This window comes from Microbacterium sp., from assembly GCF_044508325.1.
Lineage (GTDB): Bacteria > Actinomycetota > Actinomycetes > Actinomycetales > Microbacteriaceae > Microbacterium.
Window position 1 is genome coordinate 183,768 of the sequence record NZ_JBIQHX010000002.1, and the last position, 12,460, is coordinate 196,227.

A 12,460-nucleotide genomic window follows, 5' to 3' on the forward strand; every position below is an offset into this window, starting at 1 on the left:
TCACAGCCACTTCGAGAACAGGTGCTCCGACGAGATGCGACGGAGCGTCCCCGACGCACCTCGCAGCACGACGCTCTCGGTGTAGACGTAGTCGCCGCTGCGGCTCACCCCGGCCACGAGCTGCCCGTCGGTGACGCCGGTCGCCACGAAGATCGTGTTCTTGCCGCGCACGAGGTCGTCGGCCTCGTAGACGTGCCCGTCGAGCTTGAGCCCCGCATCGATGCCGCGCTGGCGCTCGTCGTCGTCCCGGGGCCACAGCCGGCCCTGGATATGTCCCCCGAGCGCCTTGATGGCGCACGCGGTGACGACACCCTCGGGGCTGCCGCCCACACCCACGCACATGTCCGTGCGCGTGTCGTGGCGGGCCGCGTTGATGCCGCCGGCGACGTCGCCGTCGGTCATCAGGCGCGTGCCGGCGCCCGCTGCGCGGATCTCGGCGATGAGCTGCTCATGACGGGGGCGGTGCAGCACCGAGACCACCATGTCCTCGACGGGCTTGCCCATCGCCTTGGCCAGACGGCGGATGTTCTCGCCGATCGGCAGGCGGATGTCGACCACGCCCACCCCGGCCGGGCCGGTCACGAGCTTGTCCATGTAGAAGACGGTGGAGGCGTCGAGCATCGTGCCGCGGTCGGAGACGGCGATCACCGAGATCGCGTTGTTGCGGCCGGCGGCCGTGAGCGAGGTCCCGTCGATCGGGTCGACGGCGATGTCGCACTCGGGACCCTGTCCGTTGCCCACCTTCTCGCCGTTGAACAGCATCGGCGCGTTGTCCTTCTCGCCCTCCCCGATGACGATGCGACCGTCGAAGCTCACGGTGTGCAGGAACGCGCGCATGGCGTCGACGGCGGCACCGTCGGCCTTCTCCTTCTCGCCGCGGCCGATGTACGGCACCGAGCGGATCGCCGCGGCCTCGGTCGCGCGCACGAGCTCGAGGGCGAGGTTGCGGTCGGGGTGGAGGGGACTCATATCCGCGGTCAGGCTCACCATGGCTCCGAGCCTAAGCCACCCCCTTCGCCGCGACCCCCTTCGCTAGAGTGACTCGCGAGACCGTCGCCCAGGAACAGGAGCAGTCATGCCCGTCGCCACCCCCGACCAGTACGCCGACATGCTCGACCGCGCGAAGGCCGGAGGCTTCGCCTACCCCGCCATCAACGTCTCGAGCTCCCAGACGGTCAACGCCGTGCTGCAGGGTCTGACCGAGGCCGGCTCCGACGGCATCCTGCAGGTCACCACCGGCGGCGCCGACTACTTCGCCGGCCACACCGTCAAGGGCCGCGCCTCGGGCGCCATCGCGTTCGCCAAGTTCGCGACCGAGGTGGCCAAGAACTACCCGATCACCGTGGCCCTGCACACCGACCACTGCCCCAAGCCCGCACTCGAGGACTTCGTCCTGCCGCTGATCGCCGCCTCGGAGGAGGAGGTGCGGGCAGGTCGCGACCCGATCTTCCAGTCCCACATGTGGGACGGCTCGGCCGTGCCCCTGGACGAGAACGTCGAGATCGCCCGGGAGCTGCTGCCCCGGATGAAGAACATCAACGCGATCCTCGAAGTGGAGATCGGCGTCGTCGGCGGCGAGGAGGACGGCGTCAAGCACGAGGGCACGAACGAGGCGCTCTACACGACCACCGGCGACGTCGCCAAGGCGGTCGAGGCGCTCGGGCTCGGCGAGAACGGACGCTGGATCGCCGCGCTGACCTTCGGCAACGTGCACGGGGTGTACAAGCCCGGCAACGTCAAGCTGCGCCCGGAGCTGCTCGGCGAGATCCAGGAGGGCATCGCGGCGCAGTTCGGCACCGGAGCGAAGCCGCTCGACCTCGTCTTCCACGGCGGCAGCGGCTCGTCCGACGACGAGATCGCGACGGCGGTCGCCAACGGCGTCATCAAGATGAACGTCGACACCGACACGCAATACGCGTTCACCCGCTCGATCGCCGGCTACATGTTCACGAACTACGACGGCGTGCTCAAGGTCGACGGCGAGGTGGGCAACAAGAAGCAGTACGACCCGCGCGCCTGGGGCAAGATCGCCGAGTCCGCCATGGCCGCCCGCGTCGTCGAGTCCACACGGCAGCTGGGCTCGTACGGCAAGTCCCCCGCCGCGTAGCCCCGTCGCGCCGACGCGATCAGGCCGGCTCGCGGTAGACGTCGAGGATGCTCGGCGCGTCCGCCGGCCGGTGGATGACCTCGATCGGGTCTCCGGCCTGGACGCGGCCCGTCCGCACGACCCGCACGTACGGGCCGAGCCGGCGCTCGCGTGAGAATCGCTTCACCCACCCGCGCTCGTCGTCGCCGCCGACCCAGCGCGCGAACGTCTGGCAGGGCGTGCGCGGCATGGTCACCTCGACTTCGACCCGGTCGCCGATGCGCCACCGCTCCCCGATCCGGGCCGCGTTGACATCCAGGTCCGACACGCGCAGGTTCTCGCCGAACCACCCCGGCGGCAGCGCGCGGCCCAGTTCGCGCTCCCAGAACCGCGCGTCCTCCTGTGCGTACACGTAGAGCGCCTTGTCGCGGCCGCCGTGATGCTTGCGATCGGCCTGGACGTCGGCGTACGCGCCGAACTCGCCGATGCGCACCGGACCGGCGACCGGGCCCTTGTCGATGGCGGTGACCCCGACCGGCCCCGCGTCGGGCAGCAGCCGGCGCACGACGCAGACGGCGAGAAGCTCAGGCATCCCGCAATCCTATGCGCGCTGCCGACCGCTCAACCGCCCGCGACGTCGTGCCGCATCAGCACGGTGCCCTTGGCGGTGCGGATCTCGATCGCGGCGATGTCGGAGACGTCCAGCGCGCTGCCCGCGCTGAGCCGCGCGGACGTGCCCGGGGCGGCGCGCCAGGTGGACACCGTGGCCGCGGTGCCGTCCGCGTCGACGACCGCGAGCGCGTAGGTCCAGCCTCCTTCCGGCACATCGATGCCGGAGACCTCCGGGTAGGCGCACTCGAGTTCGATCCGCGTGCCCCAGGCCACGTCGGTCAGGCGCACCGACGCGGTCAGCGGGACGTCCGCGACCTCCTCCAGCGCGAACACGGCCGTCGGACGGCTCAGCCCCCCGATGGCGAGGGGGACGGCCACGGCGGCGACCACCACGACGACAGCGGCGATCGCGAGGGCCCAGATCGTGCGCCGGCGCCGACGGGCGCGCGCCTCGGCGAGCATCACGAGGCCGGCGCGGGCGTGCTCGCCGGGTCCCTCTTCGAGCCGCTCGGACTGCGCCGCGGGAAGCCGCGACAGCAGCGCCGCCGTGGGAGCGAGTTCGGCGACGGCGAGGCGGCACTGCTCGCAGCCGTCCAGATGCTCCTCGTACGCGTGACGGTCCGCGGCGGTCAGTGCGCCGAGCACGTACGCGGCGTCCCACTGCCAGAACCTCTCGTGGGCGAGCCGGTGCCGATCGGACGTCATCGCGTCACCCCCCTCTCCTGCAGCGCGAGTCGCAGCGCACGCAGTCCGTAGTGCAGGCGCGACTTCACGGTGCCCTCCGGGATGTCGAGCTCTGCGGCGGTCTGCGCGGTGCTCAGCCCTCCGTAGTACGCCTTCACGATCGCGGCGCGGTGATCCTCGGTGAGCGTGGCGAGCGCCTCCTGGATGAGGATCGTGTCGAACAGCGCGTCCGTGTCGTCCGCGCTCACCCGCTCCGGCGGGTCGGCGACCGGATGCTCGTGCCTGCGTCGCGCGCTGCGCGCCTCGTCGACCACGAGATGGCGTGCCACGGTGATCATCCAGGCGCGCGTGGAGGCCGGGTCCTGCTCGAGGATGCGGGGCGAACGCCATGCCCGCAGCATGGTCTCCTGCACGATGTCGTCCGCCCCGGCGCGGTCGCCGGTGAGGTGCACGACGTAGCGCCAGACGGATGCCGCGTGGGCGTCGTACAGCGCGGTCAGGCGCTCGACATCGTCCGTCGGCATCCTTCACCTCCCTGTGGATGACACGAGGACGGCGGGCCGGCGGTTCACCTGCTCAGCGCGTCGTCGCGTACTCGACGAAGGCGGGATCGCCCAGCAGCGGGACCGCCAGGCAGATGTACACGGCGATGTAGGTGGCCGCGGCGCCGGCCAGGGGCACCCACCATGCCAGACGCCCGCTGCGCAGCCGCCGCAGGGCGAGCAGGAGCGTCACGAGATAGCCGATGACGAGCACGACGGCTGCGATCGGCCCCCACACCCGCGCCGCCTCGACGTTGGTGAACTCGGCGGACGAGCCCAGGATCTGCAGTGCCCGGGTGGCCAGTTCCGGGAGGTCGAAGAACGAGATCACCGAGAAGACCACGTTGATGGCTCCGTAGGCCAGGAGCGCGATCGTCACGATGCGGTCGACGGGATGCCGGCGGGCCGCGGCGCCGGCAGGTCCTGCGCCGGGCACGGCCTGCCCGGGCATCGCCGAGTCGGAGATCCCCGGCCGCGCGGCGGGCTGCGCCGTCGGCGCCGCGGTGATGCCCGCATCGAGCGCGAAGGTGGCATCGGGCTGCTGGATCCGCGCGCGCTGCTCCTCCGGGGTCGCGTATTCGCCGTAGCGAGGGCGGGGCCGGCCGTCCGGCCCGGTCTCCGGGGCGAGGTCGCTCACGCCCGCACCCGTCCTCCGAGGGCGCGGTCGTCGCGGCGACCCGCGGCATCCTGCCGCAGCTCCTTCGGGAGGGAGAAGATGAGGTCCTCTTCGGCGGTGCGCACCTCTTCGACGTCGCGGTAGCCGGCCTCGGCGAGATCGCTGAGCACCCGGCGCACGAGCACCTCGGGCACCGAGGCGCCGCTGGTCACCCCCACGGTCCGGACGCCGTCGAGCCACTCCTGCTGCACCTCGTCGGCGTAGTCGACGCGGTGGGCGGCCTTGGCTCCGTTCTCGAGGGCGACCTCGACGAGGCGGACGCTGTTGGAGGAGTTCGCCGAGCCGACGACGATCACCAGGTCGGCCTCGCGGGCGACCTTCTTGATCGCGACCTGGCGGTTCTGCGTGGCGTAGCAGATGTCGTCCGAGGGCGGGTCGTGGAGTTCCGGGAAGCGCGCGCGCAGCCGCCGCACCGTCTCCATCGTCTCGTCGACGGACAGCGTGGTCTGCGACAGCCAGACGACCCGCGACGGGTCGCGCACCTGCACGGTGTCGGCCTCGTCGGGCGAGTTGACGACCGTGACGCGGTCGGGGGCGTGGCCCGCCGTGCCCTCGACCTCCTCGTGGCCGTCGTGGCCGATGAGCAGGATCTCGAAGTCGTCGCGCGCGAAGCGCACCGCCTCGCGGTGCACCTTGGTCACCAGCGGACAGGTCGCGTCGATCGCGTGCAGACCGCGGTCGGACGCCGACTGCACCACGGCGGGCGAGACCCCGTGGGCGCTGAAGACGACGTGGGCGCCCTCGGGCACCTCCTCGACCTCTTCGACGAAGATGGCGCCCTTCTGCTCGAGCTCGGTGACGACGTGGATGTTGTGCACGATCTGCTTGCGCACGTACACCGGAGCGCCGAACCGGTCGAGGGCCTTCTCGACCGCGATGACCGCGCGGTCGACGCCCGCGCAGTAGCCGCGGGGCGCGGCCAGCAGCACCCGCTTGGGTCCGGCCACGGGGTTATCCTGAAGCGGGCCCTGACGCTTCGCGCCCTTCGGAGGGATCCGGGGCACGGGCAGGCCGACGAGAGGGGTGCTGGTCACCCTTCGATTCTACGGGCGTGCACCTGCACGGGCCCTGGGCAGGAGACGATGACCGAGTTCCGCACGCAGCCGGGCGAGCCGGCCGAGCCCGACCTGGTGCACCCGAGGGACTCGAAGCCCGACGCTCCGACGTCGGTGTCGCGGCTGAACGACACGATCCGCGGGTTCGTCGAGAAGTGGGGCTTCGTCTGGGTCGAGGGCGAGATCACCTCGTGGAACCTGCGCAGCGGCAACGTGTTCGGCCGCCTCAAAGACCTCGACACCGACGCCCACATCGCCTTCCGGATCTGGTCGAAGACGCTGCAGCGACTCCCGCGCGACCTCAAGGTCGGCGATCGGGTGGTGGCATGCGTGAAGGCCGACTACTTCGTGCGTCAGGGCGATTTCACCTTCACGGTGTCGGCGATGCGCCACGTGGGGCTGGGCGACCAGCTCGAGAAGCTCGAGCGCCTTCGCGCCCAGCTGCGCGCCGAAGGCCTCTTCGACCCGGCCCGCCGCAAGCCCATCCCGTTCCTGCCGCACCTGATCGGGCTGATCACCGGTGAGCGATCGGACGCCGAGAAGGACATCCACCGCAACGCCGAGCTGCGCTGGCCGCAGGTGCGGTTCCGCACCGTGTACGCCGCGGTGCAGGGCGACCGCTGCGTGCCGGAGACGATTGCGGCGCTGCAGCGGCTGGACGCCGACCCGGAGGTGGACGTGATCGTCATCGCACGCGGCGGCGGCGACCCGCAGCAGCTGCTGGGCTTCAGCGATGAGCGCCTCGTGAGGGCGGTGGCTGCGGCATCCACCCCGGTCGTGAGCGCGATCGGGCATGAGAACGACCGTCCGCTGCTGGACGAGGTGGCCGATCTGCGCGCCTCCACCCCCACCGATGCCGCCAAGCGCCTGGTTCCCGACGTCGCCGAGCAGCGCGCGCTCGTGCGCGAGCTGCGCTGGCGGCTGACCAACCGGCTCACCCAGCGGGTGGCGCACGACATCGCTCAGCTCGAGCAGCTGCGCTCCCGCCCCTCGCTGCGCACCCCGGAGACGATGCTGCAGGGTCGCGAGCACGAGCTGTTCGTGCTGGTCTCGCGCGGCCGCGAGGTGCTGCAGCGGACGATGGATGCCGGGGGCCGCCGCGTCGACGAGCTGCGCGCCTCGCTGCGGGCGCTCTCCCCCGGTGCGACGCTCGCGCGCGGCTACGCGATCGCGCAGCTGGAGGGCGGGGAGATCGTGCGTGATGCGGAGCAGGCGCCGGACGGTGCCGAGGTCGTCGTCACGGTCGGCCGCGGGTCGTTCGCGGCGGTGTCGCGCGGCGAGGTCGCCGGCCGGGAGGCGCCCGGGCCGGTGGAGCACCGCGCCTAAGATGGGAGGCATGACCGCGCCGAGTGAAGCACCCGATGTCGCGTCGCTGTCTTTCGAGCAGGCGCGCGACGAGCTGGTGCGCGTGGTCTCCGAGCTCGAGCAGGGAGCGCCCACGCTCGAGCACTCGCTCGCGCTGTGGGAGCGGGGCGAGGCTCTCGCCGCGCGCTGCGAGGAGTGGCTGCTGGGCGCGAAGCGCCGGCTCGACGCCGCCCGCGCGGCCTCAGACCCGGAGGCGCCCCGGTGATGGCCTCGACACGGCGTGTCGTCGCGGAGCTCGGTCGCCCCGAGACCCCCGAGGAGACCGCGGACCGCAAGGCCGAGGCATCCCGGGCGTACCGCTCGAGCCAGACGACCCGCAACCTCGTCGCGGCGATGCTGGTCACCCTCGGCGTCGTCCTCGTGATCGTCCTCGGGGTGCCGCGCGGAGACCTGCCCGAACGCGCACCGATCGACGTGGCCGTGGTCGCCCAGGAAGTCGAGGCCGCCCGTGACATCGACGTCGTCGTGCCGACGGCGCCCGCCGACTGGACGGTCAACGTCGCCGCGGTCGAATCCGGCGACATCTCCGCGTGGACGATCGTGTACGCGCTGCCCGCGGACGTGGACTTCATCCGCGTCGCCCAGGGCTTCGGCGCCGACGAGAACTGGGCGTCGCGCAAGCTCCGCGGCACCGCGCCCGCCGACACCGTCGCCATCGACGGGATCGTGTGGGACCGGTACGAGATCGCCGACCCCGCCTCCACCGGCAATGTGACCGCGGCTTTGGGCACCCAGAGCGGCGACGACCACATCCTCGTCTACGGCGCCGCCACCGACGCAGACCTGGCGCTCGTGGCCGCATCGCTGAGCACGCAGCTGAAAGAGCGTGCGTCGGAGGCGGAGGACGCGAGATGACGGAACAGCCTCCGACGCCGCAGAAGGTGTGGGATGAGATGCTGCGCGGCAACGCCCGCTTCGTGTCCGGCAGCCCCCGCCACCCCCGCCAGGATGTCGAGCGCCGCCACGAGCTCGCCAACGTGCAGCACCCGCGTGCCACGATCTTCGGATGCTCGGACTCGCGTCTGGCGGCGGAGATCATCTTCGACAAGGGACTGGGCGACCTGTTCGTGGTCCGCAACGCCGGGCAGGTGGTCGGCGAGTCCATCGTCGCCAGCCTCGAGTATGCGACGACCGTCCTCGACGTGCCGCTGATCGTCGTGCTCGCGCACGACAGCTGCGGCGCCGTGCGCGCCGCGATCGACAGCGCGGCGATCGACTCCGCGCCGCTGCCGCCGCACATCTGGAAGCTGATCGCCCCGATCGTGCCCGCGGCACGCAAGGTGCTGGCGGCCACCGGCGGCTCCGTCCCCGCTGACATCGACCCCGAGCTGGTCGGCCGCGAGCATCTTCGCAACACGGTCGCCGAGATCATGGAGTCCTCCGAGCTCATCAGCGACGCCGTCGCCGAAGGCCGCCTGGGCATCGTCGGCGCGAACTACCGGCTCGCCGAGGGCACCGCCGTGCCCATCGTCGGCGTCGGAGTCGACATCCGCGCGTCCGCCTGACGCATCCCACGTCCCCACCACCCGAGAGGAAGAGCTGTGGCCGACATCGAGTACCGCATCGAGAACGACACCATGGGCGAGGTGCGCGTCCCCCGGGACGCCCTGTACGCCGCGCAGACCCAGCGCGCGGTCGACAACTTCCCGATCTCCGGCGACGTCCTCGAGCACGCGCAGATCGTCGCGCTGGCGCGGATCAAGAAGGCCGCGGCGATCGCCAACAAGGAGCTCGGCCACCTCGACGGCACCATCGCCGACGCGATCGTGGTCGCGGCGGACCGCATCATCGCGGGTGAGTTCGCCGACCAGTTCCCCATCGACGTCTATCAGACCGGCAGCGGCACCTCGTCGAACATGAACATGAACGAGGTGCTCGCCACCCTCGCGACCCGCGCGCTGGGCGCACCGGTGCACCCCAACGACCATGTCAACGCGTCGCAGTCGTCCAACGACGTGTTCCCGACGTCGGTGCACATCGCCGTCACCCAGGAGCTCATCGACGACCTCATCCCCGCGCTCGACCACCTGGCCGTGGCGCTGGAGGCCAAGGCCGACGAGTGGAAGACCGTCGTCAAGGCGGGGCGCACGCACCTGATGGACGCCACCCCGGTGACGCTCGGTCAGGAGTTCGGCGGCTACGCGCGCCAGATCCGCCTCGGCATCGAGCGGGTCCAGGCGGTGCTCCCCCGCGTCGCCGAGGTGCCCCTGGGAGGCACCGCGGTCGGCACCGGCATCAACACGCCCGTCGGCTTCCCGCAGCGGGTCATCGAGCTCATCGCCGCCGACACCGAGCTGCCGATCACCGAGGCGAAGGACCACTTCGAGGCACAGGCGAACCGCGACGGGCTGGTCGAGGCGTCCGGGGCGCTGCGCACGATCGCGGTCTCGCTGACGAAGATCAACAACGACCTGCGGTGGATGGGCTCCGGCCCCAACACCGGGCTCGGTGAGCTGCACCTCCCCGACCTCCAGCCCGGCTCGTCGATCATGCCGGGCAAGGTCAATCCCGTCGTCCCGGAAGCGGTCCTCATGGTGTGCGCGCGGGTCATCGGCAACGACGCGACCGTCGCGTGGGCGGGGGCGTCGGGCCTGTTCGAGCTGAACGTGGCGATCCCGGTCATGGGCACCGCCGTGCTGGAGTCGATCGGGCTGCTGGCGAGTTCCTCCCGCGTCCTCGCCGACAAGACCATCGACGGCCTGGAGGTGAACCTCGAGCGGGTCACGGCGCTCGCGGGCATGTCCCCGTCGATCGTCACGCCGCTGAACAAGGTCATCGGCTACGAGGCCGCCGCGAAGATCGCCAAGCACGCCGTCGCCGAGGGCATCACCGTCCGCGAGGCCGTCCTCGCCCTGGGCTACGTGGATCGGGGCGAGATCACGCTGGAGCAGCTCGACGCCAAGCTCGACCTGCTCTCCATGACGCACCCCGGTTGATCGGCCGGGGGGTCATAATCGGAGGATGATGCGCAGTTCGAGGATGATCTCGGCACGCGCACGGATCCTGGGGACGATCCTGGCCGTGGCGCTGGTCGGATTCCTCATCGTGGGCAGCGTGACCTTGTTCGTGCAGCGCGAGCGGATCCTCCGCGAGGTCGACAGCCGCCTGAACACGCAGGTGGCCACGCTCGACGCCATGGCATCGCCGGTCGCCGGCGGCACCCCGGGCGCGACGGCGCCCGGCACGACGATGGAGGATCTCGCCGGCGGCGAGTTCGAGTCCGTCGAGGAGTACCTGCGCGACGCGGTGCGCCGGCTCGTCCCCGGCCGCAACGAGGCGTCCGTCGGCGTCATCGACGAGGTGCCGCGCCTGGTGCCGCAGACACTTTCCGGCTTCGACATCGCACAGAACGGCGAGCTCGTCGCCCGCGCCGTCGAAGAGACCCGGGCCGCCGGCGGCGCCACGCTCGGCACCGCCGTCACCGGCAGCGGGACGCTGCGCTACATCGCGATCCCCGTGCACATGCCGGGCGATCCGGCCGAGGGCCTGTACATCCGCGCGGTCGATCTGGGGGCCGAGCTCGAGCCGGTCGCGACATCGATGATCACGTTCGGCATCGCGGCGGCGGGGACGCTGCTGGCCATCGCCGGCATCGGCTGGTTCGTCGTCGGGCGTCTGCTGTCGCCGATCCGCCGGCTGCGGGCGACCGCGGATGCGATCACGATCTCCGACCTCGGCGCGCGCATCCCCGCCCGGGGAAACGACGACATCTCCGACCTGACCCGCACGGTCAACTCGATGCTCGACCGGCTCGAGGGCTCGGTCGGCGCGCAGCGTCAGCTGCTCGACGATGTCCGTCACGAGCTGAAGACGCCCATCACGATCGTGCGCGGGCACCTGGAGATGATGGATGCCGGCGACGCCGGCGATGTCCAGGCCACCCGCGACATCGGCATCGCCGAGCTCGACCGGCTCACCCGTCTGGTCGAGGACATCGACCTGCTGGCAGCGGTCGAAGGCGACCAGTTCGCCATGGGCGCCGTCGAGCTGCGCGCGCTGACCTCCCGCCTCGGCGAGTTGGTGATGGCCATCCCCGGTCACGACTGGCGCCTGACGGCGATGGGCGAAGGAGTCGTCGAAGGAGATGCCGACCGCCTCCTGCAGGCGTGGCTGCAGCTCGCCGACAACGCCTCGAAGTACACGCCGCCGGACTCCCTGATCGAGGTGGGAAGCACGATCGAGGACGGCGCGGCGCTGCTGTGGGTGCGCGACCACGGGCCCGGCATCCCACCCCAGTTCCGCGACCGCATCTTCCAGCGCTTCGATCGCGCGCAGGGGACGCGGGCGGTCGGCGGGTCCGGGCTGGGCCTGGCGATCGTGGAGACGATCGCCAAGGCGCACGGCGGCAGCTGCGATGTCACCGACACTCCCGGAGGCGGCGCGACCTTCACGATCCGCGTCCCCGCGGCCACCCCGCAGGGTGTGGGCGAAGCCGACCCCGTCGACCGCCACCTGCCGGCGCCGACGCTGCGCCGGGAGGTCGCGCGATGACCCGCATCCTCATCGCGGAGGACGAACCGCGCATCTCCTCCTTCGTCAGCCGGGGCCTCGAGTCAGCCGGCTACACCACCGTGATCTCCGAGGACGGCGCCGACGCGTATCGGCGCGCCCTGGCGGGCGGCATCGATCTGATCCTGCTGGATGTCGGACTGCCGACGATGGACGGCTTCGAAGTGCTGACGAGGCTCCGCGCCGAGGGCTCTGCGATCCCGATCATCATGCTGACCGCCCGCAGCAGCACGCTGGACACCGTCAGCGGCCTCGACGCGGGGGCGAACGACTACGTGTCGAAGCCGTTCAAGTTCGACGAGCTGCTGGCCCGGATCCGGTCCCGCCTGCGCGAGACGGTCACCACGGAGCGGCTGGACATCGTCCACGACGACGTCGTGCTCGATCCGCTGACCCGCCGCGCCACCGTCGACGGGCGGGAGCTCGACCTGTCCGCACGCGAGTTCGCGCTCGCCGAGCAGTTCCTGCGCCACCCCGGGCAGGTGCTCAGCCGCGAGCAGCTGCTCAGCCGCGTGTGGGGCCTGGACTTCGATCCGGGCTCGAACATCGTCGACGTCTATGTGCGATATCTCCGAGCCAAGCTGGGCGCAGAGCGCATCGTCACGGTCCGTGGCGCCGGCTACCGCTGGCAGTAGGCCGAAAGGGGCGGGCCCCGGTGCTGGGGGACACCGGGGGCCCAGGCCGAGCTGGGCTCGACCGATCAATCGCGCGGTCTGGGATTGCGCGACTGCTCTGGTCATCCGCCGCCGGAGTCGGGGGTATCGGGGTCGGATGAATCATCCGCGAGACCGGGAACGGTGTCGCGGTTGCTGTTGAGGTCGGACTGGTCGCTGCCTTTGCGCTTGTCCTTGTTCTGCCCCGGCGCGTTCTCGAGCGCGGTGTCGCGGTTGCTGTTGAGGTCGGACTGGTCGCTGCCTTTGCGCTTGTCCTT

Annotated in this window: 15 protein-coding genes; 8 read left to right on the forward strand and 7 right to left on the reverse strand. The window is 71.3% G+C overall.

The window, feature by feature from the left end; translation table 11 throughout:
* Positions 1-990: a class II fructose-bisphosphatase gene (glpX, locus tag ACIWQI_RS02375; protein ID WP_396655473.1), complete on the reverse strand. Its 990-nt coding sequence runs from the start codon at positions 988-990 to the stop codon at positions 1-3.
* Positions 991-1,075: 85 nt separating this feature from the next.
* Between glpX and fbaA the strand changes: the two genes are divergently transcribed.
* Positions 1,076-2,107 (forward strand): class II fructose-bisphosphate aldolase, encoded by a 1,032-nt coding sequence (fbaA, locus tag ACIWQI_RS02380; RefSeq protein ID WP_396655474.1) that lies wholly within the window; start codon positions 1,076-1,078, stop codon positions 2,105-2,107.
* Between the two features lie 19 nt (positions 2,108-2,126).
* Here fbaA and ACIWQI_RS02385 read toward each other — a convergent pair whose 3' ends face one another.
* From ACIWQI_RS02385 to ACIWQI_RS02405, 5 genes are read right to left on the reverse strand one after another with little or no spacing between them, the layout of a single operon-like run.
* Positions 2,127-2,678 carry an MOSC domain-containing protein gene (locus tag ACIWQI_RS02385; RefSeq protein WP_396655475.1) on the reverse strand — a complete coding sequence of 184 codons (552 nt, stop codon included), beginning with the start codon at positions 2,676-2,678 and terminating at the stop codon, positions 2,127-2,129.
* 29 nt (positions 2,679-2,707) lie between these two features.
* Positions 2,708-3,403, reverse strand: a complete 696-nt coding sequence (locus ACIWQI_RS02390; RefSeq protein ID WP_396655476.1) for an anti-sigma factor family protein — start codon at positions 3,401-3,403, stop codon at positions 2,708-2,710.
* Entirely contained in the window at positions 3,400-3,906 is a 507-nt protein-coding gene (locus ACIWQI_RS02395; protein ID WP_396655477.1) for a sigma-70 family RNA polymerase sigma factor, read from the reverse strand. The genes ACIWQI_RS02390 and ACIWQI_RS02395 overlap by 4 nt, the downstream gene beginning before the upstream one ends.
* Positions 3,907-3,958: 52 nt before the next feature.
* A complete protein-coding gene (locus ACIWQI_RS02400) occupies positions 3,959-4,561 on the reverse strand; it encodes a DUF6264 family protein (RefSeq protein ID WP_396655478.1) in 603 nt (200 codons plus the stop codon).
* Positions 4,558-5,604: a 4-hydroxy-3-methylbut-2-enyl diphosphate reductase gene (locus ACIWQI_RS02405; protein ID WP_396655599.1), complete on the reverse strand. Its 1,047-nt coding sequence runs from the start codon at positions 5,602-5,604 to the stop codon at positions 4,558-4,560. The genes ACIWQI_RS02400 and ACIWQI_RS02405 overlap by 4 nt, the downstream gene beginning before the upstream one ends.
* A gap of 78 nt (positions 5,605-5,682) precedes the next feature.
* Between ACIWQI_RS02405 and xseA the strand changes: the two genes are divergently transcribed.
* The 7 genes from xseA to ACIWQI_RS02440 are packed head-to-tail and all read left to right on the forward strand — an operon-like array spanning position 5,683 to position 12,164.
* On the forward strand, positions 5,683-6,981 hold the full coding sequence (gene xseA / locus ACIWQI_RS02410) for an exodeoxyribonuclease VII large subunit (protein WP_396655479.1): 1,299 nt from the start codon (positions 5,683-5,685) through the stop codon (positions 6,979-6,981).
* Positions 6,982-6,991: 10 nt separating this feature from the next.
* The gene (locus tag ACIWQI_RS02415; protein WP_396655481.1) at positions 6,992-7,225 is read left to right on the forward strand and encodes an exodeoxyribonuclease VII small subunit; all 234 of its coding nucleotides are present in this window, start codon (positions 6,992-6,994) and stop codon (positions 7,223-7,225) included.
* Positions 7,225-7,875: a DUF4245 family protein gene (locus tag ACIWQI_RS02420; RefSeq protein ID WP_396655482.1), complete on the forward strand. Its 651-nt coding sequence runs from the start codon at positions 7,225-7,227 to the stop codon at positions 7,873-7,875. The genes ACIWQI_RS02415 and ACIWQI_RS02420 overlap by 1 nt, the downstream gene beginning before the upstream one ends.
* Positions 7,872-8,525, forward strand: coding sequence for a carbonic anhydrase (locus tag ACIWQI_RS02425; protein WP_396655483.1), 654 nt, complete (start codon positions 7,872-7,874; stop codon positions 8,523-8,525). The genes ACIWQI_RS02420 and ACIWQI_RS02425 overlap by 4 nt, the downstream gene beginning before the upstream one ends.
* A 36-nt stretch (positions 8,526-8,561) precedes the next feature.
* A complete protein-coding gene (locus ACIWQI_RS02430; protein WP_396655484.1) occupies positions 8,562-9,956 on the forward strand; it encodes a class II fumarate hydratase in 1,395 nt (464 codons plus the stop codon).
* Between the two features lie 25 nt (positions 9,957-9,981).
* Positions 9,982-11,511 carry an ATP-binding protein gene (locus tag ACIWQI_RS02435; RefSeq protein ID WP_396655485.1) on the forward strand — a complete coding sequence of 510 codons (1,530 nt, stop codon included), beginning with the start codon at positions 9,982-9,984 and terminating at the stop codon, positions 11,509-11,511.
* Complete coding sequence (locus ACIWQI_RS02440; protein ID WP_396655487.1) at positions 11,508-12,164, forward strand: response regulator transcription factor; 657 nt, start codon at positions 11,508-11,510, stop codon at positions 12,162-12,164. The genes ACIWQI_RS02435 and ACIWQI_RS02440 overlap by 4 nt, the downstream gene beginning before the upstream one ends.
* Before the next feature lie 101 nt (positions 12,165-12,265).
* On the opposite strand, the gene ACIWQI_RS02445 is transcribed toward ACIWQI_RS02440, so the two are convergent.
* Positions 12,266-12,460: hypothetical protein (locus tag ACIWQI_RS02445; protein ID WP_396655488.1), on the reverse strand; the 195-nt coding region annotated here is incomplete at its 5' end.